The organism is Amorphus sp. 3PC139-8 (assembly GCF_040750475.1).
Classification (GTDB): Bacteria; Pseudomonadota; Alphaproteobacteria; order Rhizobiales; family Amorphaceae; genus Amorphus.
The window spans coordinates 300,233-322,409 of record NZ_JABJVY010000003.1; the positions used below are offsets into that span (position 1 = coordinate 300,233).

Here is a 22,177-nt window from a genome sequence, read left to right on the forward strand (position 1 = left end):
TTAAATCATTAAAATTACAACAGATCATCCGGGAGCCCGCCCCCGCGTTAACGACCGCTTAAGACGTGGGGCACAGGCTCCTTATTCGTCTGCGGAATTGCCACAGATTTGCCCGCGCTTGGTCGCGCCGCGCCCCCATCCTCGTCCCATTGAACCGCAGACTTGTTGGGGTCGGTCGACGTCGCGAAGGAAGGTCGACCGCAACCGCGAAGGAACGAGGAGACATCCGATGCAAGCCCGCGAGACCCATGCCGGTTCGCCGCGCGCCGATCGCGCCCGTCGCTCGTTGCGACGCGCCGGTCTCATCGCGCTTCTGTCGGTCTGCGCCCTCGGAGTGGGCCTTGTGCTCGCCACCGGGGCGGCCGATGCGGGAACGCTGGGCGCGCCCCCCGCCGACCTCGCCGCCCAGGCCGTTCAGCCCGACCGTTTGGCCGAACCGTCCGCTCCGGAGCCGATGATGCACCGTGTGGTCGCCGGTGGCGTCGCGACGCTCCTGTTCGGCACCATGATTTCGGTGGTGGTGGTATCTTGGCGATCGTTCCGGGAGGCCGTGGAGGCGGAGCGCAAGCGCACGAAGGAATAAGTTCCCGCAAACGCGGAGCCAGCGCGCGACTGCGCTCCGGGGCCTTGTTTTGCCGCGTTTCCGGACGGCGAACCGGTTCCCACTTCGCCTGGAAGCGCGCGTGTCCGCGCCCGCGCAGCCGCGAGCAAAGCGAGTTGGCGTGAGCGAGAAAATTTAGAGAAAATCGGTGTCCGCCCTGCCCGGAAGCCGCTCTACTTGCAGGACGGCGCCACATAGCCGAGCCAGGCCTTGCCATTTTGCGACGAGGCCCCGCGCACCAGCGGCCGATCGACCTGCTCGATCTGGCTGATCGGAAGCTCCGGCCCCAACGTGTCGGGCGAAAGCGGCACCGTGGACGCGACCAGCGCGCCGGTGCAGCGCACCTCTTCCGCACTGGTCCAAGGCGAGAGATGCTCGCTCGCCTCTTCGAACACGTTCACCGGGTGGCCAAGATCGAAGGCGAGCGAACCGCCAAGCTGTCGACCCTTCTGAACCCCCTGGGTGACGATCGCCTCCAGCGGCCGGTCGGAGACCCGTTGCCAGTAGGCGTTCACGATCGCTGCCATCTCCGGACCATCGAAGTCGGCATAGTGCGGCTTGGCCTGCACCATCGGCGACAGGATCCGAATGGTGGCGTAACCGACCACGAAGGCTGCGGCCAGGAGCGCCAGGCAGAGGCGCAGGCGCGGACGCGCCGGATCTCCGCCGGCCCGCACCGCCGCCACGGCCCACCACACCGCGAAGGAAAGCGCCACTGGCGTCAGCCAATGCGACTTGGCATCGACCCCGAAGAAGAGCGCCGCAAGCGCGATCACCAGGAACGGGCCGATCGCCGCCCAAGTCACGTACACGCCGACGGGATCGGACGGCGGGGCCAGCAACAGCCGCCGCACCACGCCGGCAAGCGCCTGCGGGCGCGGACACGCAACGATCGCGATCAGCACCATCGGCGCGATGGCGCCGAGGGCGGCGCCGGTGAAGGCGAGCGTGTGGGTCACGTGATCGAGCAGGCCGGTGACCTCGGTGCGCACGGCCCAGGTCAGCGGGTCGGAATCGTGGGTGGCGAGCGCCCAGACTTGCGGTGCGATCACGACCGCTCCGGCAACAACGGCCAGCCATGGGCCCGGCCTCAAAAGCTGCCGGCGCCAGTCCGGCACGATCAGGAAAGCGATGCCAAGCCCGGCCACCAGATGCAGGATGGCATATTTCGCCCACAGCCCCCCGCCGACGGAAAGCCCGAACAGGATCCAGGCGCGCGCCTTGCCGGAGGAGAAGGCGAACCATCCCGTGGCGAGCGTGAGGCCCCAGAACAGCATCACCCCGATATTGTGATTGAGCTCGATCGGCGAGATCGTGAGGTAGGGTGACAACAGCCCCATTGCCGCGGCCAGGATCGCCCCGCGCGCGCCGCTGACGACGTAGGCCAGCCAGACCGCGCCGGCCAGACCGCCGACGGCGAGTGCCTGGCCGATCGCATAGACGAACTGGTAGCGCAGCGGATCGTACAGCCGCGCCATCTCCGTCAGCCAGAGCGTGAACGGCGGGTGGCGGGCATAAACGATCCGCCAGTGCTGGCCCCCGATCGCGCCTTCCGCCACGTCGAGCCGGATCGAGCCTTCCAGCAGGGAGGGAAGCGCGATCCAGAGCAAAACGTGGACGAGAAAGGCAAGGCCGACGAGCACAAGTGCGGTGCGCACGTCGTCGCGTCCGCCGGCGCGCTGGGCCGGGCTGGCAAGCGATGTCATCATCAACCGATCACAAAGAAGGCGCCGAACACGATGGCGACGGCGACAGCCCCGATGGACAGGTCACCGGGGCGCCCGGCAAACAGCTTCACCAGCACATAGGTGACGAACCCGAGGCCGATGCCCTCCGAAATCGAATAGGTGAACGGCATGCCGATCGCGCACATGGCAGCCGGGGCGACCTCCGTCGGGTCCTTCCAGTCGATGTCGGCGAGCCCCTGCAGCATGATCGTCGCCACGAACAGGAGCGCGCTGGCCGTCGCGTAGCTCGGGATGGTGGCGGCGAGCGGCGAAAACAGCAGCGCGAGCACGAACAGGACGGCGACGGTCACGCTGGTGAGCCCGGTGCGGCCCCCGGCGGCGACACCGGTGGCGCTTTCCACGTAGCTGGTGGTGTTGGATGTGCCGAGCAGCGAGCCGATGACGGTTGCCGAGGAATCGGCGAACAGCGCCTGCTTCATGCGCGGCAGCTTGCCTTCCTTGTCCAGCAGACCGGCGCGGGAGGACACGCCGATCAACGTCCCTGCCGTATCGAACAGATCCACCAGCAGCAGCGAGAACACCACGATCCAGAAAGTGCCGCTGGCGATCTTGGAGAAATCGAGGGCGAACAGGGTCGGCGTCGGGTCCGGCGGCAGCGAGACGACGCCCTGAAAATCCACCAGGCCGAAGGGCAGCCCAAGCACGGTGACCACCAAAATGCCTATAATCGTGCCGCCGACGATGCCGACGGCGTTGAGAGCCGCGATCAGCGCGAACCCGACGAGGGCGAGGATCACCGGTGCCGTCGCGAAATCGCCGGCGGTGACCAGGGTGGCGGAGCTGTCCACCACGATGCCGGCATTTTCCATGGCGATGATGCCGAGAAACAGGCCGATGCCTGCGGAAATCGCGCGTTTGAGATTGTCGGGGATCGCCTCGATGATCGCCTTGCGCAGGCCGATCGAGGAAATCACCACGAAGATCACGCCGGAGCAGAAGACCGCGGCCAGCGCCTCCTGCCAGGTGAAGCCATCGGCCAGCACGACGGTGAAGGCGAAGAAGGCGTTGAGCCCCATCCCGGGCGCCAGCGCAATCGGATAGTTGGCGGCGAACGCCATGATCAGCGTGCCCGCCATGGCGGCAAGCGCGGTGGCCACGAACACCGGCCCTTGCGGCATGCCCGCCGCGCCCAGGATCTGCGGATTCACGAACAGGATGTAGGCCATTGTCAGAAAGGTCGTGAAGCCGGCGAGGATTTCGGTGCGAACCGAGGTGCCGTGGGCCTTGAGGTCGAAGAGACGCTCGAGCGGTCCGGCGGATGGGGAGGCGGGCATGGCGGATCTCCAGGCGGACGGGGCTTCGAAGAGGCAAGGAAGGTGGCGCGAGTGTAACCCTATTTTCCCGGTTCGCCGAGGATGGCGTAGGCGGTTTGAGCGGTCATGGCCGGACGCGGATCGCCGGCGGCGGCAAGAGTGACGCGTCCGAACGCCATGGTGCGCCCAAGGCGGACCACTTCGGCGGTCGCGAGCATATCCGCGCCGGCGACCGGGCGCAGAAAATGGCTGGTCTGATCGACCGTGGTCATCGGGCGATAGCCGCCGGAAGCGGCGGAAATCGCGAACACCATCGCGGTGTCGGCCAGCGCCATCAGCGCCTGACCGCACACCACGCCGTTGTCGCGGGTCAGCGTGTCGGAAAACGGCATGCGCAACACCGCCTCGGTGTCTCCAATGCGCTCGATGGCAATGTTGAGGTCCTGAATCCAGGGCGCGAACACGGCGGACAGAAGATCGCTTGCGGTGGCGGCATCGAATGTGGTCATGAAGTTCCTCCCCATCCTTCGACGTTGCGAATGACGTCCGTGTCCCTCTCTGCCACGCACACCTGACCCTGCCAATCGCGCGATGAACTACCGCCACGCCTTTCATGCCGGCAATGTCGGAGATGTGCTGAAGCACATCGTGGTCGCGCACATCCTGCGCTATCTCCAGAAGAAGCCGGGTGCGGTGCGGGTGATCGACACCCATGCCGGCGTCGGGCTTTACGATCTGTCGGCGGACGAGGCTCTTAGAACCGGCGAAGCCGAGCGCGGCGTCATGCCGGTGATGGCCGCCACGCCACCGCCGGAGGTGGCCGAGACGATCGCCCCCTGGCTCGAAGCGGTGCGGGCGGAAAATCCGGACGGTGTGTTGCTCGCCTATCCGGGCTCGCCGCGCCTGGTGCGCAACCTGATGCGCGAGCAGGACCGGCTGACGGCGGTCGAGCTGCATCCCGCCGACGCGGCCGCCTTGAAGGCGCTGTTTGCCGGCGATCATCAGGTGCGGGTGGTGAGCCTCGACGGATGGCTGGCGCTCGGGGCGTTCGTGCCGCCGAAGGAGCGGCGCGGTCTCGTGCTCGTCGACCCGGCCTATGAGGTCGGCGGCGAATTGGAACGGCTTGCCTCAGGCATCGCGGGTGCCTGGCGCAAGTGGCCGACCGGGGTCTATTGCGGCTGGTATCCGATCAAGGCAGGCGACGAAGGCGCACGGATCGACACCATTCTGGAGGCAGCCGGCGTGGACAGGCGCCTGCGGGCGGAGCTGACGGTGCGCGCGCCGGATCCCGACGGTCCGATGGCCGGGTCGGGGCTTGTTGTGGTCAATCCGCCCTATACGCTTGCCGGCGACCTGATGCCGGTTCTGTCCTGGCTGTCGTCCATCCTGATGGAGGCGCCGGGCGGTGGCTTTCGCGTCACACCAAACGCCAAGTAAACCCTTTGCTAACCACTCCGCCTTGATTCTGCGCCGGCGATCGCGCATCGTCCCGCCAGTATTCCTGGGACCGGGGGTCGTCATGTACATGCGTCAAGTCGCTGCCGCCCTGCTCGCCGCTGCCATCGCTACACCGGCAGTCGCGGCAGATCCTTATCAGGTGGCACCCGCCGCTCCGCAGCAGTCCGGCTGGCAGCAATTCAACGGATCGCTGGACAACTGGTTCGGCTTCAACGCCGACGAGGCTCCGGTGAACCTTCCCGCCTGCAGCGACCAGAAGGTGGTTAGCGCGGCGCTGAAGTTCACCAACGCCGCTCAGCCGGCCTACCGGGTCGTGCGCGTCGCCGCGATCGACAACGTGTTCGAGCAGGCGCTCGAAGCCGACAATCCCAGCCCGCTCGCCCGCCGCTATTGCCGCGGCCAGGCCCATATGGCCGACGGCCGGATCACCACCGCCCACATCCGCATCGAGGAAGCCGACGGCTTCGTCGGCGCCGGCTGGGCCGTGAATGTCTGCCTCGACGGCTACGACAAGTGGCGGGTCTATGACGGCACCTGCCGCACGGCACGTCCCGCTCCCGATAGCTGATCGGCATGGCGAGCATGCGCCGTCGCGGACGGTCTTGCGGGTTGGCGTCGCATCTCGTGGCGCTCCTGGCCGGGGCAGCAATGACGATGTTCGCCGCGACAGCGGCTGCCCGCGCCGACGGCACGCCGGGCGATTTCGATTTCTACGTGCTCTCGCTCTCCTGGTCGCCGAGCTATTGCGCGGCGGCCGGCGACCGCGCCGATCCGACCCAGTGCGACAGCGGCCGGCCGTATGCCTTCGTGGCGCATGGGCTCTGGCCGCAATATGACCGGGGCTATCCGGAAAGCTGTGCCAAGGCCCGTCGGCTCGACCGATCGCTGGTCAATTCCATGCTCGACATCATGCCCAGCCGCAGCCTGATCCGGCACGAATGGGAAAAGCACGGCACCTGTTCGGGAATGTCGGCGGACGACTATTTTGCCGCGACCCGCTCCGCCTATGAGGCGATCGAGATCCCGCAGGCCTTTCAACAGCCGCAAAAGCAAGTGGTGATCGATCCGGATGATCTGGAGGCGGCCTTCCGGAAAACCAATGCCGGTCTTGAAGCGGATGAGATCGCGGTCGTTTGCCGCGGCAATCGCATTCGCGAGGTCCGCATCTGCCTGGAGAAGGACCTGAGCGGCTACACGTCCTGCCCACATGTCGACCGTCAGGCCTGCACCAAGCCGGATCAGCGCATGCCGCCAGTGCGGGCGCGCTAGAAGCGTTTCCTGGCGAAGTGAACCCCGGTTCGCCGTCCGGCAGGTGTGAAAGGAGCTGACTGGCATGGGCCCCGCCCCTCTTCTTGCCCTTCTTCTCGTTTTCTCCCTGCCGGCCTACGCTCAAGAGGCGGCGGACGACGCGCCGCCGCCGACGAACGCGGCCAATCTCGACCAGTGGCTTGCCGTTCCCGAGCCGGTGATGGTCGAGCACATGACCATTTCCAAATGCGAGGAGCCGTTCGGTCCCGCGCTTGAGGATCTCGTGCCGGTCACGGCCGAGCTGTCGGGGACGGCAACGCTCTATGCGATCCCCTGCTCCGCCGGTCAGACCCGCCCCACCTACCGGCTCTACGTCCACGAGACCGGCGAGATCGAGGGCGTACATCCGACCTTTCCCGCGGTTTTCACCCGCGCCTATGGCTGGCAGGGAACGGCGCGCGTCTATGATGTCGACTGGGATGCCGGCACCAGCCGGCTCACGGCGGAGGGCCCACGCGACGAAGACGGCCGCATCGGGGTTGGAGTCTGGTCGTGGGGAAGCTTCGGCCTGAAGCTGGAGCGCTACAGCCTGATCGACGCGAACGGCAACGCCGAGCGGGTCTATCCGCCGGCGGAGTGAGGGGTTCTATAGATTTTGCCGCTCACGCCAGCTCGCTTTGCTCGCGGCTGCGCGGGCGCGGCCACGAGCGTTTCCAGGCGAAGTGGGTACCGGTTCGCCGTCCGGAAACGCGGCAAGACAAGGCTCCGGCGCGGTCGCGCGCCAGCTTCGCATTTGCTGAGGAAACGGTCTATGGCCGAATGAATTCCGTCAAAACGACGGAATTGGCCTCGTCCAGCACATGCGGATCGCCGGCAGCCATCCCGCTCGCGGCGAGCACGTCCTCCGCCGTCTGTCCGTGATCGCACGCGGAAAACACCGCGACACCGCCAGGCAACGTCACGCCATGGGCACGGGTCAGATGAAAGCGTGTGTAGCCGTGTGCGAGAAACAGGTCGAAGACATCGCGCCCGCCGGGTACGCCCACGGCGCCGCCCTCCGGGAGAATGCGAGCAAGCATTTCCGACGTCTCAACGGTCGCCGGGTTCCACCACCAACCGTCGGTGCGGCGCTCCAGCCCATCCGCAGTTGAGGAGACCACGATCCGCAAACGGCCGGTACGGTTCGCCGTCACCGCGTGCGAGCGGCGCCCGAGCGCGATCGCATCCATGCGGTCGAGGCCGGCCTGGAAGGCGCGCGAATCGGCCTCGTTGCGCAGGGTCTTCGGCATGGCGCCGCTGGCATCGGCGATGCGGTCGTCGTCGGAGACGATCGCGAACCCCTCGATGGTCCAGGCTGCCACGTTGTCGCCCCGGCGCGTCAGGTGGCGAACTTGAACAGGATCACGTCGCCGTCGTGGACAACGTATTCCTTGCCTTCGTCGCGGGCCTTGCCGGCTTCCTTCGCGCCCTGCTCGCCGCCACAGGCGATGTAGTCGTCGTAAGCGATGGTCTGGGCGCGGATGAAACCGCGTTCGAAGTCGGAATGAATCACACCGGCCGCCTGGGGCGCCTTGGTGCCCTTGTTGATGGTCCAGGCGCGGGTCTCCTTTGGACCAGCGGTGAAGTAGGTGATCAGGCCGAGGAGCTCGTAGCCGGTGCGGATCAGTCGATCGAGACCGGGCTCTTCGAGACCGAGGGTCTCCAGATATTCGCGCTCGTCCTCGTCGGAGAGCTGGGCGATCTCCGCCTCGATCGCGGCCGAGATCACCACCGTCGCGGCTCCCTCGGCCGCGGCCTTCTCTGCCACTTTTTCCGAGAGGCTATTGCCCGTTCCCGCTGCCGCTTCGTCCACATTGCAGACATAGAGCACCGGCTTGGCCGTCAGCAGGTTGAGGCCTTTGATGTCGTCCGCCATCTCCGGGTTCTGTGCCACCAGCAGCCGGACCGGCTTTCCGTCGCGCAAAAGCTCCAGAGCGGCATCCATGATCGGGACGATGTGCTTGGCTTCCTTGTCGCCGCCGGTCGCCTTCTTGCGCAGCGGTGTCACCCGGCGCTCCAGGCTTTCCATGTCGGCAAGCATCAGTTCCGTTTCGACGGTGTCCGCGTCGGCGATCGGGTCGATCTGGCCCTCGACGTGGGCGATGTCGTCGTCCTCGAAGCAGCGCAGCACGTGAGCGATCGCATCGACCTCGCGGATGTTGGCGAGGAACTGGTTGCCAAGGCCCTCGCCCTTGGAGGCGCCGCGCACCAGGCCCGCAATGTCAACGAAGGTCAGCCGGGTCGGAATGATCTGCGCGGAGCCGGCGGTGTCGCGGATCTTCTTGAGTCGCGGGTCGGGAACGGCGACGTCGCCGGTGTTCGGCTCGATCGTGCAGAAGGGATAGTTCGCGGCCTGCGCCGCGGCGGTGCGGGTGAGCGCGTTGAACAGCGTCGACTTGCCGACATTCGGCAAGCCGACGATACCGCATTTGAAGCCCATGGGCCGTCCTCGGTAAATGTCAGTGAGCGGGTGGCAGAAGCACCGCGTTGAGTTAGCGCGGGTGATAGGACGATTCAGCCGCCAACCACAATCCGAAATCCGCGCTTCAGTTGGTTCGCCCATCCCTGGCCAGCCCCGAGCGATCTCGGCAGGATTGCGAATATTTTGAGAAATTGTTGTGGCTGGCGAAATCGACAGGAACTCGATCCTCTCTTGGGGCGTTATCGATCACGAATTGCTTGTCCATCGGACGAATAAGAGGAGGATGAAATGCGTAAGAGCTTGCTTGCAGCGGTTTCGGCTGCGTCTTTGTTTGCGGCTGGTGCGATTTCTCCGGTGATTGCGCAGTCCAATACTGACGATACGATGCAGTCCCAGACGGAATCCGGGGCCTCGTCGACCACGGCACCCGATGCATCGGAAATGGATGCCAACACGCCGACGGAGACGGAATCCTCAGACTCCGCCCAGAAGTCGGACCAGATGGCCGACCCCACAACGGCTGAGGACTCCACCGGCTCCTCGATGAGCACGACCGCCGACACCGGCGGCAACGGCACCGGGGAAATGACGGCGCAGCAGCCGGCCGACACCCATCTCGCCAGCGACCTGACCGGCCAGCCGGTACAGAATTCCGAGGGCGACGATCTCGCCGATATCGACGACTTCGTGATCGGGCCGGACGGCAAGATCAGCCATGTCATCGTTTCGTTCGGCGGCTTCCTGGGTCTTGGCGACAAAGAAGTGATGCTGCCGTGGGAGCAGATGGACATCTCCATGGATGAGGACGGCGACGAGGTCGTCACCCTGGCGATGACCCAGGAGCAGATCGAGAGCCTGCCGCAGTTCGTCTCCCAGGAGGAGGCCAACGAGGCGACCGAGGCTGACGCCAAGCCGGCCGACGGCGGCTCCACCGGAATGGGGACGGGTACCGGCACCGGCATGACCGGATCCGGCTCTGGCTCCGGAACCAGCATGGGCCAGTAAGCCCGTTCCGACGATCGCACCTGCGAGGAGAGCCGCCCTGGGCGGCTCTTTTCGTATTGTGTCGATGCGAAGATAAGTGAGTGAGGTGCGGGCAGGTTCGCCCCGACGTCCCCTCGTTCCCGCGCGAGCGGGAGCCGATCAGGCGGCAGTAGGGTGCGCGCATCTAACCCGTTCGTCGGCCAGCCGCCTTTCCTCCGCTCATCGCACAGGCCCTATCGCTTCCCGTTTGCGCGGGAATGAGCGGTGTCTGAGGAAGCGCTAAGAAATTCAACTCGCTTCCGCCCTCCGTGCGCGGACTTGCACATGGAAGCGGCGAAGGGCCCGGAAATCCTTATCGCTTGCGGCCGACCAGCTTTCCCAGCGCGGCGAACGGTCCCTCGCTCGCAGGTTCCGCAGCCGGCGGTACATCGGCCGGCTTTCGCGGCGCAGGCTCGGATTTGGTCTTGGCCGGCTTGCGCTCCTCTTTTGCGCCACCGATCGCAAGGTGCACCTTATTGGCGAACGAGGAATCCTTGCCATCCGCCAACAGCGGCAGGTGATCGGCGATCGCATCCAACAGCGGATCGAGCCAATCGGCATCGGCCTTGGCGAAGTCGTGCAGAACGTAAGGCACGACGGCGTCCTTGTGGCCCGGGTGCCCGATGCCGATGCGCAGCCGCCGATAGCCATCGCCGATATGGGCGTTGACGGAACGCAGCCCGTTGTGCCCGCCGTGGCCTCCGCCCGCCTTCATCCGGAACTTGCCGGGCTGCAGGTCGAGATCGTCGTAGACGACCACAACGTCCGAAGGCGTGAGCTTGTAAAAACGCATCGCCTCGCCGACCGCTTGGCCGGATTCGTTCATATAGGTCTGCGGCTTCAGGAGCAGGACCTTGTCATCGCCGACCGTGGCTTCGGCGATCTCTGCATTGCGCCGCGTGCGCCACGCCGGCAACCGCAGCCGGTCGTGGATCCGGTCGAGCGCCATGAAGCCCACATTGTGCCGGTTGCCGGCATAGCGGGGTCCGGGATTTCCAAGGCCGACTAGAAGCATCATGGCGTGCGACTCCGTTCGGCGTCACCCGATCGGCGGACAAGCCGTCGAGGATACGAGAACGTCCGCACCGGAAGACCGGCGCGGACGTGAACGGGATAGACAGACAAGACGGCGGAAAGAGGATTACTCCTCCTCGCCCTTTTCCTCTGCCTCTTCCGCTTCTTCGCCTTCCTCGGCCATCTCGCTCTCCAGCCCAGCCGGCGTGGCGATGGTGGCGATGGTGAAGTCGCGGTCGGTGATCGTCGGGACCACGTTGCCCGGCAGCGTCACCGCGGAGATGTGGATGGAATCGCCGAGATCGTAGCCGGCGAGGTCAATCGTGATCGCCTCGGGGATCGAATCCGCCGGGCACTCCAGCTCCACGGTGTGGCGCACGATGTTGAGCACACCGCCGCGCTTCAGGCCGGGCGAGGTCTCTTCGTTCTCGAAGTGCACCGGCACTTCGACGGCGACCCGGCTCGACTTGCCGACGCGCAGGAAATCGACATGGGACAGGAAGTCGCGCACCGGCTCTAGCTGGTAGTCGCGCGGCAGCACGCGGATCGACTTGCCGTCGACCTTGATGGTCCAGACATGGGTCAGGAAGCCACCGGCGTGAAGCTTTTGGAACACTTCCTTATAGGGCAGCGCAATCGGCAGTGGGGGCTGCTTATCGCCGTAGATAACGGCGGGAATCTTGTTCTCGCGGCGCAGCGCACGAGCGGCCCCCTTGCCCACCCGATCGCGCACCGTGGCCTCGAGTACGAACTCTTGTGCCATCGGTCTCTCCTTCATGGCATGAAACGAAAGAAGGCCGCGACGGCGGCCTCTTTCCGACGACCCGCCTCCAGGGGTGCGGGCAGGGCGCCTATATACGGCCAACCTTAGCGATATTCAACTGTCTTTCGCCGGCACTGGGTGCGGTCTATCGAGGCCGAGCGCGCGCCTTCTCTACCTTTGCGAAGCCAGAACGACAGGAGGCCGGTGGAAGAACGGGTGGCATGATCGGCGCAGACGACCAACACCCTATGGACTCCCTCTTGCGCGGGAGCGAGCGGTGTGTGGGGCAACGGCCTGTTCGAAAATCCCACCCACTTTTACTGGATTTGCTTTATTTCCCGACCGCCCGACGGATGGCGGCAAGATCGACCGGGCGATCCGGCAGCGTGATCTCGAAGGTCGCACCGGGCGTGGTTTCCGCAAGAGCGATCGAGCCGCCATGGGCGCGCACGATCTCGGCGGAGATGGCCAGGCCGAGCCCGGTTCCCCCTTTCCGGGTCGACCCCTGGAACGGCTGGAACAGATGTTCGCGAACCTTGGGCGGGATGCCAGGCCCGGTGTCGGCCACCCGGATCGTCACGACCCCGCCGGCGCGCTCCGCCGAAACCTCCACCCGCCGCACCAGCGCGGTGTCGCCGTCGGTCTCCAGGATGTGCACGGCGTTGCGGGCGAGATTGATGAGAACGCGCGAAAGCTGATCGGTGTCGGCGTCCACTTCCAGGTCGGCGGGAACGCGGTTTTCGAAGACAATGTCCGGATGCTGGGCCAGACCGACGAGATCCGCCACGTCCTCCACCACCTGCCTCAGCCGGATCAGCCGCCGCGAAGGCGGCGCCTCGCCGGTGCGGCCATAGGAGAGCACGGCGCGAGTATAGCCGACCGCGCGATCCAGGGTGCCGACGATCTTCGGCAACACCCGCTGCACGGTCGGATCCGGGCTGGAGGAGAGCCGGTCGGAAAAGAGCTGGGCGGCGGCCAGCAGGTTGCGCAGGTCGTGGTTGATCTTGGAGACCGCTAAGCCGAGATCGGCCAACCGACGGCGCTGATGGATCGTTTCCAGAAGCTGGCGCTGCATGGTGGCGAGCCGGCGCTCCGCGTCGCCGATCTCGTCGGCCCGATCGGAGGGCTCGATGATGCGGCTGGCGTCTTCCGGATTATCGGCGAAGTCCTCGATCGCCGCCGAAAGCCGCTGCATCGGCCGCACCAGGAGCCAGCGCAGGCTCATATAGACCAGGACCGCCGTGATCACCGAAATCAGAAGCGACAACATCAGGATGTTGCGCGAATAGGCCAGCATGGCCGTGCGCATCCGGCGGTCGGAAATAACGATTTCGACGCGCTCGTCGCGCCCCGGTGCAGCCCCGGACACGCGGATCGTGTGCGGCTCGGTCTCCAAAAGCACGGCGAAGGCATCCACGATGGCCGAGAGCGGCTCCATCTCCGCAAGGTCGACATGGAGATCGACGGATTCCGGCGGCATGTCGACGGCCAGAAGCCGTCGTCGATCGCCGGCCAACAGCGCGATGGCGATGGTGTCGGTCGACGACAACAGCCGCGCCTGCAGCGCCTTGGGAACCTCCGAGCCCTCCGCCAGCACCATGGCGGCGACACTTGCGGTGGCATGGGAATCGCGCAGCCAGGACAGCCGGAAATTCGCGATCGAAGGCACGTAGATCAGAATTTCGCTGACCATCACGAACAACAGCGTGAGAACCAGAAGCTTGCCGGAGAGGCCAGCCCGCCAGGAGCGCCGGGTCCCCTGCCCGCGCTTGGGCGCGGCGCCGTCGTTCGCAACAGGCGTGTCCTCAGCCATGGCCGTTCGCCTGCGTCAGGGCGCACGTCGACAGGGTCCACGCACCGGACAGGTCCGGCTGGACGGTTTTTTCCGGCGCGGCACGTGCGATCGAAAGCGGGTGCGGAGAGGTCCGCATGTCAGGCCACTACCCCAAACGGCTAAGCCACCGCAGAATGCGCCGGAGCCAGGGATTGGTCAAACTGCCGGAATAGGCGGTGATGGCGGCGGTTTTCCCGCTTTCGAAAAATGTCGGATAGGGCGCGACATGTCCCACGACGGTGCGAAGATTCGCCCCGGCGGCAAGCGCGAGCGACCAGCCGGCGATCAATTCGCCGGCGCCGGGCCCCACGATGCCCACGCCCAGGATGCGCCCGCGCGGGCCGGCGACGATCCGAACGCCACCCTCCGTTCGCCGTTCGGCACGAGCGCGGTCGTTCTCGGCGAACGGCGCGTCCAGCACGCGCACCCTGTCTCCGAAGCGCTCGCGCGCCTCCGCCTCGCTCAACCCAACCTGGCCGAGCTCCGGATCGCAGTAGGTCACGCGCGGCAAATGGGAATAATCGACCCGCACAGGCAGGCGAAACAGGATCGAACGGACGACCAGGCCGGCATGGTAGCCAGCCACATGGGTGAACTGCGGACCGCCGACACAATCGCCGATCGCATAGACGCGCCGGTTGCTGGTGCGCAGGCCCCGGTCGGTCTCGATACCGGCCGGGGAATGGGCGATGCCGGCCTTCTCCAGATCGAGCCCGTCCACCACCGGAGCCCGCCCGGCGGCGACGAGAAGATGCGTTCCCCTGATCGTCTCGCGTCCGGCCAGGCCGGTGACGGTCGCGGCAATTGCGCCGGCGTTTCCCTCCACCCGTTCAATCCCGGTCTGCTCCAGAAGCCGCACACCATCGGCCACGAGGGCCTCGCGCACGGGGGCGACCAGGAACGGATCGTCCCGGGCAAGCAGCGTGCTCCGCTCGATCAACGTCACCTCGGCGCCAAGCCGGCGATAGGCCTGGGCGAGCTCCACCCCGATCGGTCCCCCGCCAACGACCAGAAGATGGCCGGGGCACGTAGCGAGATCGAAAACGGTCTCGTTGGTGAGGAACGGAACGCCGTCGAGACCAGGAATTGGCGGAACCGCCGGGCGCGAGCCAGTTGCCAGCACGAACCGACGCGGCCGGATGAGGGTATCGCCGGCTTTGAGGGTGCGGTCATCGAGAAAGCGGGCATGGTCCCGAAGCACGGTAACGCCCAGCCCTTCGAAGCGCTCGACGGAATCGTGCGGCGCAATCGCGGCGATTACCTCGTGAATGTGCCGATGAACCCCGGCGAAATCGACCGCGGGCTCGCTCTGCGCCACGCCGAACGAGGGCCCCCGCCGGCCGGCTTCGCGAATGGCAGCCGCGGCAATCAGCGATTTCGACGGCACGCAGCCGGTGTTCAGGCAATCGCCCCCCATCGTGCCCTTCTCCACCAGCACGACCGGCGTACCAAACTGGGCGGCCGCAGCGGCCACGCTGAGCCCGGCGGAGCCGGCGCCGACGACGCAGATATCGGGGGTGAGAGGGGGGCCGGCGCCGATCACGCTGCGGTGTCCTTGCGCCGACGAACTTTCCTGTAGATCGGAGGAATCAGCGCGACCAGGCCGAGCGCCACCAGCGCACCGACGAAGGTCGGCGTGATCAGCGCGCTCGGGTCGATGGAGCAGCTTCCGGCGGCTGCACAGCCCGGATTCGCCGCCTCCTGTGCCGCAATCAGGCTGTCCAGGCCGGCGCCGAGAAAGGCATAGGCGACCGTGCCCGGCAGGATGCCGACGAAGGTTGCGCCGACATAGGTGCGCAAGGGGACGCTGAACAGCGCCGGCGCGAGATTGACCAGCCAGAACGGAAACACCGGCACCAACCGCAAAAAGAGAAGATAGCTCCAGGCATCGGCGCGAAAGCCATCCGCCAGGCGCGTCATGAAGGGCCCCGCCCGCGCCCGCAACGCCGCCCCGAGCGAGGTGCGCGCGGCCAGGAACACGACCGTCGCGCCGATGGTCGCCGCGATCGCGGTCACCGCGGAGGACATCCACACCCCGAACAGGAAGCCGCCCGCGATCGTGAGGAGGCTGGCGCCGGGAAAGGAGAGTGCCACCAGCACGATATAAAGGCCGGCATAGGCGAGAAGCGCCAGCGCCACATCGTCGGTGACGAAGGCGGCGAGCGCGCTGCGCTTGCGGATCAGGTTGGCCAGCGTGAACTGGTCGAACCAGCCGGCCCCGTAGGCGATGGCCATGAGCACCAGAAGCCCGATCAGCGGCAGCCAGCGCACGAACCGCTCGCGCGGGCCCTTGCGCACGCAGGCGGCGGTGTCGCCGTCGCTGCCCGGTTGCCGACCCGCCACCCGGTGTTCCGCTGTCGTCCGCTGCTCGCTCATGCGTTCCGTATCGGCGTTCCCCCGCACCTCATCGGCGCGCCCTCTTTCAACAGATGCCCGTCCGCGACGTCTTGTGCATCCTTTGAGTGATGGTTCTCACCCGAAATTGAGATCGCCGGAGCAGACGGTGCCGCCGTGGACGGCCCCTTGCACATGCAACACGACACCCCACGTTGACTTGGCCGCGGCTGCTTTCTATAAGCCGGGGCTCATCTCCACGTCGTATGCCGGGCTATCGAGCGCCGTTCTGGCTGGCAGGCGGGGAATGATCCGATTTTTTCGATCGATCCGACGGGCGTCGACGCGCCAGCCGCGAGCCCGTGAGAGCAGGTTTTGTCCGATGAAGCGTACCTATCAGCCGAGCCGACTCGTTCGTAAGCGCCGCCACGGCTTCCGTGCCCGCATGGCGACCAAGGGTGGTCGTCTCGTGATCGCGCGCCGCCGTGCCCGCGGCCGGAAGAAGCTGTCCGCGTAAGGGCTCGCGCTCGGAAGGCGCGGTCTCGCCGCCCGTCCGGCTCGCCGCCATGGACCGGCTCAAGAAACGAACCGAATTCAAGTCGGTCGCCCGCGGCGTGCGCGCGGAGCGGCCCGCTTTCGTGCTTCAGGCGCGTTGCGAGCGCCGCTGCGACGGCGCGCCGCGCTTCGGCTTCACGGTGACCAAGCGCACCGGCAATTCCGTCGAGCGCAATCGCATCCGCCGCCGCCTGAAGGCGGTGGTGTCCGAACGCCTTGCAAGGGCGCGGGAAGGCTGCGCCTATGTCCTCGTCGGACGCCGCGCGGCCCTATCACGATCCTACCCGGATCTTCTGGTCGACCTTGAAGTCGCCTTCGAGCGAGTCCACAACGCCGTCGACCGCCGGTCCGCGAACCGGCACGCCCCCGAACGCTGAACCGGTGCGATCATGGACAACAAGAATTTCATCATCGCGATCGCGCTGTCTCTCGCGGTGCTGATCGGCTGGCAGTATTTCTTCATCGAGCCCCGGCAGGACGCCCAGCGGGAGGCGGCCGTCGAACAGCAGGTCGACAACGCCGCAACGCCGGAGACCACCGATCACGCCGGCCTGCCCCAGCCCGACGGCAACGGAAATGCCCAGACGGCGCCGGGCCAGGGCACGGGCCCCAGCGCCACGGCCAAGGATCGTCCGACGGCGCTGGCCGCCACCAACCGGGTGCCGATCGCGACCCCTCGCCTGTCCGGCTCCATCAACCTGACCGGTGGCCGGCTCGACGATCTCCGGCTCAAGGATTACCACGAGACCGTCAATCCCGAGAGCCCGACCATCGTCCTGTTCTCGCCGTCCGGCGCACCGCAACCCTATTATGCCGAGGTCGGCTGGGTGGCGGGCGGCGACAACGCCCAGAAGATCCAGGTGCCGAACGCCGACACCGTCTGGACGGTGGAAGGCGAGGCGACGCTGACGCCCACAACCCCTGTGACTCTGGAGTGGACGAACCCGTCCGGAATTACGTTCACGCGCACCTTCGCCGTGGACGACAACTATATGTTCACGGTGACCCAGGGCATCGAGAACAAGTCCGCCGATGCCATCACGCTGTTTCCCTACGGCCTGATTTCCCGCCACGGCACGCCGGAAACCTCGCGCTTCTTCGTGCTGCACGAGGGGCCGATCGGCGTCTACGGCGATTCCGGCGTCAAGGAATACGACTATGACGACCTGGTCGACGACGGCCCGATCACCCCGGACAAGGTGAACGACGGCTGGCTCGGCTTCACCGACAAATATTGGGCCTCGACGCTGGTTCCGAATCCCGGTTCCGCATTCCAGCCGCGCCTGTCGGCCGTCGAGCGCAACGGCCGCGAGATCTACCAGGCCGACTATCTGGAAGACGCCATCACCATCGCGCCCGGCCAGTCCGGCGAGAGCCGCAACCTCCTGTTCGCCGGCGCCAAGGAAGTCGGCGTCATCAACGGCTACGAAAACTCCCTCGGGATCGAGAAATTCGACCTGCTGATCGACTGGGGCTGGTTCTACTTCCTGACCCGGCCGATGTTTTACGCCCTCGACTTCTTCTACAAGCTGGTGGGCAACTTCGGCGTAGCGATCCTGATCGTGACGGTGCTGATCAAGGCCGCCTTCTTCCCGCTTGCCAACAAGGCCTACGTGTCGATGAGCAAGATGAAGAAGCTGCAGCCGGAGATGGTCAAGCTGCGCGAGCGCTATAAGGACGATCGCGTCAAGCAGCAACAAGCGATGATGGAGATCTACAAGAAGGAGAAGATCAATCCGGTCTCCGGCTGTATTCCAATCGTGATCCAGATTCCGGTGTTCTTCTCTCTCTATAAGGTGATCTTCACCACCATCGAAATGCGGCATGCGCCGTTCTTCGGCTGGATTCAGGACCTGTCGGCGCCCGATCCGACCACGGTGTTCAATCTGTTCGGTCTGATTCCGTGGGATCCGCCTTCGTTCTTGATGATCGGTATCTGGCCGTTGATCATGGGCTTCACCATGTGGATGCAGATGAAGATGAACCCGACGCCGCCGGATGCGACGCAGGCGATGATCTTCAATTGGATGCCGGTGATCTTTACCTTCATGCTGGCAAGCTTCCCGGCCGGATTGGTGATCTACTGGGCCTGGAACAACTCGCTGTCGGTCGCGCAGCAATACATCATCATGCGCCGCCAGGGCGTGAAGGTGGAGCTGTGGGACAACATTACCGGCTTGTTCAAACGCAAGAAGGCGAGCAACGAAAGCTCGTCCTGACGCCGGCGTAAGGCTGGAGACCGGGAAACCCGTGGTGGACGACTCTTCCGTGCACACCCTGTTCGCGCGTCCGTGGACCTTTCTGCGCGGCGCGCGATCGATGGGCGACCTGCCAGAGACCGGTCCGGTCGAGGTCGCCTTTGCCGGCCGCTCCAATGTCGGCAAGTCGAGCCTCTTGAACACGCTGGTCGGCCAGAAGACGCTGGCGCGCACCTCCAACACGCCCGGCCGCACCCAGGAATTGAACTTCTTCGTCACCGACGTCGCGCCGATCGTGCTGGTGGACATGCCGGGATACGGTTATGCCGCCGCGCCCAAGAAGGCGGTGGAGGCCTGGACCGAGCTGGTGTTCGACTTCCTGCGCGGACGGCCGACACTGCGACGCGTCTATCTCCTGATCGATGCCCGCCACGGACTGAAGGCGATCGACGAGGAGGTGATGAATTCGCTCGACCAGGCGGCAGTCTCCTACCAAGTGGTGCTGACCAAGGCCGACAAGATCGGGCCGTCCCAGCTTGCCGAGCGCATCGCGGAGACGGCGCAGAAGATCATCAAGCGGCCGGCGGCGCATCCGACCGTGATCGCCACCTCCTCCGTCACCCGTGAAGGGCTGGACGATCTGCGCGCGGAAGTGGCCGAACTGGCGTTTGCTTAATCTTTGGCCGCGCTTAATCACCCCCTTGCCGATTGAGCCGCGCCTTTGCGACCGCTATAGCAGGCCGAGATGAACCCGCGACGAGGGCCGGAAACGCAAGCCATGACCATGACGGACACGGACACCGACGAAGCCGATCTCTCGCGTGCCCGCATCATCTCCGAAGCGCTGCCGTTCATGCTGCGCTACGACGAGCGCACCATCGTGGTGAAATATGGCGGTCACGCCATGGGCGATCCGGCGCTGGCCAAGGCGTTCGCCGAGGATGTCACGCTGATGAAGCTCGCCGGCATCAATCCGGTGGTGGTACACGGCGGCGGCCCCCAGATCGGCTCAATGCTCGATCGCCTTGGCATCCGCTCGGAATTCCGCGGCGGCCTGCGCGTGACCGACCGGGCGACCGTGGAGGTCGTCGAGATGGTGCTGGCCGGCTCCATCAACAAGGAAATCGTCCGCGCGATCAACGGCGCCGGCGGACGCGCGGTTGGGCTGTGCGGCAAGGACGGGCAGATGGTCACCGCCCAGCGCGTGACCCGGACCGTGGTCGATCCGGATTCCAACATCGAGAAGGTGGTGGACCTCGGCTTCGTCGGCGAGCCGAAGGAAGTGCGCCGGGAAGTGCTCGACATGCTGGCCCAGAGCGAAATTATTCCGGTGGTTGCGCCGGTCGCGCCCGGCGACGACGGCGAGACTTACAACGTCAACGCCGACACGTTTGCGGGTGCCATTGCCGGCGCGCTCAACGCCTCCCGGCTCCTGTTCCTGACCGACGTGTCCGGCGTCCTGGACAAGAACGGACGCCTGATCAAGGAGCTGACGGTCTCCGACGCCCGGCGCATGATCATCGACGGCACCATCACCGGCGGCATGATCCCGAAGGTCGAAACCTGCATCGAGGCCCTGGAAAAGGGCGTGAAGGGCGTTGTCATCCTGAACGGAAAGCTGCCCCACGCCGTTCTTCTGGAGCTGTTCACCGAGCGCGGCGCCGGCACCTTGATGACGCCGTGACCCCTGTCGAGGATCCCTACATGAGGCTTTGCCGAAAGGCGAAACGGTTCGCAGACAGGAGAGACGCACAGGCGCGTGCACGTCGCGTCGGCGCGGTCCCTTCCCATGTGCGGACGGTTTCCGGCTGCGGTGCGGCCCATGCGGCGATGCTCAACAGGCCCTGACCTCTTATGGATACGATCAACCCCATGGAGCTGTCGCCCTACCGCGTTTTTTCGCGCACCGACTGGGCCAAGCTGCGCGCCGATACTCCGATGACGCTGTCGGCGGAAGAAGTGCAGGAGCTCCAGGCCTACAACGACCGCATCGACCTGGCGGAGGTGGAGGAGATCTACCTGCCGCTCGCCCGGCTCGTCTCCATGTATGTGGAGGCCGCCCAGGCCCTGCACGCCACCACCAACCGCTTTCTCGGGCGCGACGACGGACAGATCCCGTTCGTGATCGGCATCGCCGGCTCGGTCGCCGTCGGCAAGTCCACCACCGCACGCCTTCTGCAGGCGCTGCTTGCGCGTTGGCCGACCAGCCCGACCGTCGATCTGGTGCCGACCGACGGCTTCCTGTTTCCCAACGCGGTGCTGGAAGCCGAAGGGCTGATGGAGCGCAAGGGCTTCCCGGAAAGCTACGATCTGAAGTCGCTGCTGGCCTTCCTGCACGACGTGAAGGCCGGAGTGCGCAATGTCGAGGCGCCGGTCTACTCGCACCTGACCTACGACGTGGTGCAGGGCGAGACCATCACCGTCGACCGGCCGGACATCCTGATCCTAGAAGGCCTCAACGTCCTGCAGACCAGCAAGCTCTCGCGCGAAAGCGTCGGAATCCCATTCGTCTCCGACTTCTTCGATTTCGCGATCTATATCGAGGCCGACGAGGCGGTACTCCACCGCTGGTATCTGGAGCGGTTCATGCGCCTGAAGGGCACCCGCTTCCACGATCCGCGCTCCTACTTCCACAAATATGCAGAGATCTCCGAGGATGAGGCGTTGGCCTTCGCCAACCGGCTGTGGAACCGGATCAACCTAGTCAACCTTCGCGAAAATATCCGCCCCACCCGGCCGCGCGCGGACCTGATCCTCTCCAAGAACGCCGACCACCACATCGAGACGGTAGCGCTGAGGAAGATTTGAGCGTTACCCAAGCGGTACTGCGCGAGGCCGACGCGGCGACCCGGGCTGAGGTCGTCGACACCCTCCACGCCGCCTCCGCCCCATTCATCGAGGGCGACACGGTGCGCTACACGGCTGCCTGCTGGCTGGTGGAGGCGGAGGCTTAGGCAACACTGACGCGACCCTTTGCGACTCCCCGCATTCCGGCAGAGGCGCCGGGGTGGGCGGAGGAGAACAGGCCCAGGCGAACCATTTTGACTCCGCTCATTCCCGCGAAAGCGGGAATCTATAGGGAGCGGGTATTAAGGCACGTGGACCGAGACGAACTCGGCAGCTGCGCAAGCCTATACCGAGAAAGTTCCGGCAATCAAAAGCGCCGTTTTCCGTCGAGAAGCCCTATGGCTTCCCGCTTTCGCGGGAATGAGCAACCGTGTCTGCTATGTGGTCGGTGCGCAGGCCGTCTCGGCGTCGCGGATGATGGCGTTGAGATGGGTGATGAGCTTGCGCATCACGGCGGTGATGGCAACTTTGAACGGTTTTCCCGCCGTCCGTAGCCTGTCGTAGAAGGGCCGCAGGACGGGATCCTTTCCGCTGACAGCGCTGAGGGCGGCCATGTAGAGTACGTCGCGCACCGACTTACGTCCCCCGGCACAGCGCCCGCCCCGGTCCCTGGCGCCGGACTGGCGAGCGTGCGGCGCCACCCCGACCAGGGAGGCGATGCGCTTGGCGCCGATCCTGCCGAGCTCCGGCAGCTCGGCGATGAGGGTCGCAGCCAGAACCGGGCCAACGCCCCTGACGGCCCGCAGCAGCCGGGCGTGCTTCGCCAGCGTGACGCTGTCGGCAATGCGCCGGGCGATCTCCTTGTCGAGAAGAAGGACGCTTTGGGCGAGGCTGCGCAGT

Annotated in this window: 24 protein-coding genes; 13 read left to right on the top strand and 11 right to left on the bottom strand. The window is 65.8% G+C overall.

What is annotated here, in order from left to right; translation table 11 throughout:
- The first annotated feature begins 229 nt into the window (after positions 1–229).
- Positions 230–583 carry a hypothetical protein gene (locus tag HNS03_RS05240; RefSeq protein ID WP_367193640.1) on the top strand — a complete coding sequence of 118 codons (354 nt, stop codon included), beginning with the start codon at positions 230–232 and terminating at the stop codon, positions 581–583.
- 191 nt (positions 584–774) lie between these two features.
- Here HNS03_RS05240 and HNS03_RS05245 read toward each other — a convergent pair whose 3' ends face one another.
- The 3 genes from HNS03_RS05245 to HNS03_RS05255 are packed head-to-tail and all read right to left on the bottom strand — an operon-like array spanning position 775 to position 4,111.
- Positions 775–2,310 (bottom strand): ArnT family glycosyltransferase, encoded by a 1,536-nt coding sequence (locus tag HNS03_RS05245; protein WP_367193641.1) that lies wholly within the window; start codon positions 2,308–2,310, stop codon positions 775–777.
- Entirely contained in the window at positions 2,310–3,623 is a 1,314-nt protein-coding gene (locus HNS03_RS05250; protein WP_367193642.1) for an NCS2 family permease, read from the bottom strand. Before HNS03_RS05250 ends, HNS03_RS05245 begins: the two co-directional genes overlap by 1 nt.
- Positions 3,624–3,682: 59 nt before the next feature.
- Entirely contained in the window at positions 3,683–4,111 is a 429-nt protein-coding gene (locus tag HNS03_RS05255) for a PaaI family thioesterase (RefSeq protein ID WP_367193643.1), read from the bottom strand.
- Positions 4,112–4,193: 82 nt separating this feature from the next.
- Here HNS03_RS05255 and HNS03_RS05260 point away from each other — a divergent pair, with 82 nt between their 5' ends.
- The 4 genes from HNS03_RS05260 to HNS03_RS05275 all read left to right on the top strand — a co-directional run bounded on the left by HNS03_RS05260 (position 4,194) and on the right by HNS03_RS05275 (position 6,948).
- The gene (locus HNS03_RS05260; protein WP_367193644.1) at positions 4,194–5,039 is read left to right on the top strand and encodes a 23S rRNA (adenine(2030)-N(6))-methyltransferase RlmJ; all 846 of its coding nucleotides are present in this window, start codon (positions 4,194–4,196) and stop codon (positions 5,037–5,039) included.
- Between the two features lie 82 nt (positions 5,040–5,121).
- Entirely contained in the window at positions 5,122–5,628 is a 507-nt protein-coding gene (locus tag HNS03_RS05265; protein WP_367193645.1) for a hypothetical protein, read from the top strand.
- A gap of 80 nt (positions 5,629–5,708) precedes the next feature.
- Positions 5,709–6,329 (top strand): ribonuclease T, encoded by a 621-nt coding sequence (locus HNS03_RS05270; protein ID WP_367193646.1) that lies wholly within the window; start codon positions 5,709–5,711, stop codon positions 6,327–6,329.
- 64 nt (positions 6,330–6,393) lie between these two features.
- Entirely contained in the window at positions 6,394–6,948 is a 555-nt protein-coding gene (locus HNS03_RS05275) for a hypothetical protein (RefSeq protein WP_367193647.1), read from the top strand.
- Positions 6,949–7,117: 169 nt separating this feature from the next.
- On the opposite strand, the gene HNS03_RS05280 is transcribed toward HNS03_RS05275, so the two are convergent.
- Both HNS03_RS05280 and ychF read right to left on the bottom strand, forming a co-directional pair.
- Positions 7,118–7,669 (bottom strand): hypothetical protein, encoded by a 552-nt coding sequence (locus HNS03_RS05280; protein ID WP_367193648.1) that lies wholly within the window; start codon positions 7,667–7,669, stop codon positions 7,118–7,120.
- 17 nt (positions 7,670–7,686) lie between these two features.
- A complete protein-coding gene (gene ychF / locus HNS03_RS05285; protein ID WP_367193649.1) occupies positions 7,687–8,787 on the bottom strand; it encodes a redox-regulated ATPase YchF in 1,101 nt (366 codons plus the stop codon).
- 270 nt (positions 8,788–9,057) lie between these two features.
- Between ychF and HNS03_RS05290 the strand changes: the two genes are divergently transcribed.
- A complete protein-coding gene (locus tag HNS03_RS05290) occupies positions 9,058–9,774 on the top strand; it encodes a PRC-barrel domain-containing protein (RefSeq protein ID WP_367193650.1) in 717 nt (238 codons plus the stop codon).
- A gap of 331 nt (positions 9,775–10,105) precedes the next feature.
- Here HNS03_RS05290 and pth read toward each other — a convergent pair whose 3' ends face one another.
- From pth to HNS03_RS05315, 5 genes are all read right to left on the bottom strand, one after another.
- Positions 10,106–10,810, bottom strand: a complete 705-nt coding sequence (pth, locus tag HNS03_RS05295) for an aminoacyl-tRNA hydrolase (protein WP_367193651.1) — start codon at positions 10,808–10,810, stop codon at positions 10,106–10,108.
- 123 nt (positions 10,811–10,933) lie between these two features.
- Positions 10,934–11,569 (bottom strand): 50S ribosomal protein L25/general stress protein Ctc, encoded by a 636-nt coding sequence (locus tag HNS03_RS05300; protein WP_367193652.1) that lies wholly within the window; start codon positions 11,567–11,569, stop codon positions 10,934–10,936.
- A 331-nt stretch (positions 11,570–11,900) separates the two neighbouring features.
- Positions 11,901–13,382 carry a nitrogen regulation protein NR(II) gene (locus HNS03_RS05305; protein WP_367193653.1) on the bottom strand — a complete coding sequence of 494 codons (1,482 nt, stop codon included), beginning with the start codon at positions 13,380–13,382 and terminating at the stop codon, positions 11,901–11,903.
- 127 nt (positions 13,383–13,509) lie between these two features.
- Positions 13,510–14,946, bottom strand: coding sequence for an NAD(P)/FAD-dependent oxidoreductase (locus HNS03_RS05310; protein WP_367193654.1), 1,437 nt, complete (start codon positions 14,944–14,946; stop codon positions 13,510–13,512).
- Positions 14,943–15,779 carry a TVP38/TMEM64 family protein gene (locus tag HNS03_RS05315; RefSeq protein ID WP_367193655.1) on the bottom strand — a complete coding sequence of 279 codons (837 nt, stop codon included), beginning with the start codon at positions 15,777–15,779 and terminating at the stop codon, positions 14,943–14,945. The genes HNS03_RS05310 and HNS03_RS05315 overlap by 4 nt, the downstream gene beginning before the upstream one ends.
- 340 nt (positions 15,780–16,119) lie before the next feature.
- Between HNS03_RS05315 and rpmH the strand changes: the two genes are divergently transcribed.
- From rpmH to HNS03_RS05350, 7 genes are all read left to right on the top strand, one after another.
- Positions 16,120–16,254, top strand: coding sequence for a 50S ribosomal protein L34 (gene rpmH / locus HNS03_RS05320; RefSeq protein WP_367193656.1), 135 nt, complete (start codon positions 16,120–16,122; stop codon positions 16,252–16,254).
- 49 nt (positions 16,255–16,303) lie between these two features.
- Positions 16,304–16,669 carry a ribonuclease P protein component gene (gene rnpA / locus HNS03_RS05325; protein ID WP_367193657.1) on the top strand — a complete coding sequence of 122 codons (366 nt, stop codon included), beginning with the start codon at positions 16,304–16,306 and terminating at the stop codon, positions 16,667–16,669.
- A gap of 12 nt (positions 16,670–16,681) precedes the next feature.
- On the top strand, positions 16,682–18,511 hold the full coding sequence (gene yidC / locus HNS03_RS05330) for a membrane protein insertase YidC (RefSeq protein WP_367193658.1): 1,830 nt from the start codon (positions 16,682–16,684) through the stop codon (positions 18,509–18,511).
- 34 nt (positions 18,512–18,545) lie between these two features.
- Positions 18,546–19,166: a ribosome biogenesis GTP-binding protein YihA/YsxC gene (gene yihA, locus HNS03_RS05335; protein ID WP_367193659.1), complete on the top strand. Its 621-nt coding sequence runs from the start codon at positions 18,546–18,548 to the stop codon at positions 19,164–19,166.
- Between the two features lie 102 nt (positions 19,167–19,268).
- Positions 19,269–20,174 carry an acetylglutamate kinase gene (gene argB / locus HNS03_RS05340; protein ID WP_367193660.1) on the top strand — a complete coding sequence of 302 codons (906 nt, stop codon included), beginning with the start codon at positions 19,269–19,271 and terminating at the stop codon, positions 20,172–20,174.
- Positions 20,175–20,344: 170 nt separating this feature from the next.
- On the top strand, positions 20,345–21,298 hold the full coding sequence (gene coaA, locus HNS03_RS05345; protein WP_367193661.1) for a type I pantothenate kinase: 954 nt from the start codon (positions 20,345–20,347) through the stop codon (positions 21,296–21,298).
- Positions 21,295–21,444: a hypothetical protein gene (locus HNS03_RS05350; protein ID WP_367193662.1), complete on the top strand. Its 150-nt coding sequence runs from the start codon at positions 21,295–21,297 to the stop codon at positions 21,442–21,444. The genes coaA and HNS03_RS05350 overlap by 4 nt, the downstream gene beginning before the upstream one ends.
- 270 nt (positions 21,445–21,714) lie before the next feature.
- Here HNS03_RS05350 and HNS03_RS05355 read toward each other — a convergent pair.
- On the bottom strand, positions 21,715–22,177 hold a 463-nt coding region (locus HNS03_RS05355), incomplete at its 5' end, for a transposase (protein WP_367193663.1).

Coding starts and splice junctions, on each gene's coding strand:
- HNS03_RS05240 (WP_367193640.1), top strand. CDS start 230: ATGCAAGCCCGCGAGACCCATGCCGGTTCGCCGCGCGCCGATCGCGCC.
- HNS03_RS05245 (WP_367193641.1), bottom strand. CDS start 2,310: ATGATGACATCGCTTGCCAGCCCGGCCCAGCGCGCCGGCGGACGCGAC.
- HNS03_RS05250 (WP_367193642.1), bottom strand. CDS start 3,623: ATGCCCGCCTCCCCATCCGCCGGACCGCTCGAGCGTCTCTTCGACCTC.
- HNS03_RS05255 (WP_367193643.1), bottom strand. CDS start 4,111: ATGACCACATTCGATGCCGCCACCGCAAGCGATCTTCTGTCCGCCGTG.
- HNS03_RS05260 (WP_367193644.1), top strand. CDS start 4,194: ATGAACTACCGCCACGCCTTTCATGCCGGCAATGTCGGAGATGTGCTG.
- HNS03_RS05265 (WP_367193645.1), top strand. CDS start 5,122: ATGTACATGCGTCAAGTCGCTGCCGCCCTGCTCGCCGCTGCCATCGCT.
- HNS03_RS05270 (WP_367193646.1), top strand. CDS start 5,709: ATGACGATGTTCGCCGCGACAGCGGCTGCCCGCGCCGACGGCACGCCG.
- HNS03_RS05275 (WP_367193647.1), top strand. CDS start 6,394: ATGGGCCCCGCCCCTCTTCTTGCCCTTCTTCTCGTTTTCTCCCTGCCG.
- ychF (WP_367193649.1), bottom strand. CDS start 8,787: ATGGGCTTCAAATGCGGTATCGTCGGCTTGCCGAATGTCGGCAAGTCG.
- HNS03_RS05290 (WP_367193650.1), top strand. CDS start 9,058: ATGCGTAAGAGCTTGCTTGCAGCGGTTTCGGCTGCGTCTTTGTTTGCG.
- pth (WP_367193651.1), bottom strand. CDS start 10,810: ATGATGCTTCTAGTCGGCCTTGGAAATCCCGGACCCCGCTATGCCGGC.
- HNS03_RS05300 (WP_367193652.1), bottom strand. CDS start 11,569: ATGGCACAAGAGTTCGTACTCGAGGCCACGGTGCGCGATCGGGTGGGC.
- HNS03_RS05305 (WP_367193653.1), bottom strand. CDS start 13,382: ATGGCTGAGGACACGCCTGTTGCGAACGACGGCGCCGCGCCCAAGCGC.
- HNS03_RS05315 (WP_367193655.1), bottom strand. CDS start 15,779: ATGAGCGAGCAGCGGACGACAGCGGAACACCGGGTGGCGGGTCGGCAA.
- rpmH (WP_367193656.1), top strand. CDS start 16,120: ATGAAGCGTACCTATCAGCCGAGCCGACTCGTTCGTAAGCGCCGCCAC.
- rnpA (WP_367193657.1), top strand. CDS start 16,304: ATGGACCGGCTCAAGAAACGAACCGAATTCAAGTCGGTCGCCCGCGGC.
- yidC (WP_367193658.1), top strand. CDS start 16,682: ATGGACAACAAGAATTTCATCATCGCGATCGCGCTGTCTCTCGCGGTG.
- argB (WP_367193660.1), top strand. CDS start 19,269: ATGACCATGACGGACACGGACACCGACGAAGCCGATCTCTCGCGTGCC.
- coaA (WP_367193661.1), top strand. CDS start 20,345: ATGGATACGATCAACCCCATGGAGCTGTCGCCCTACCGCGTTTTTTCG.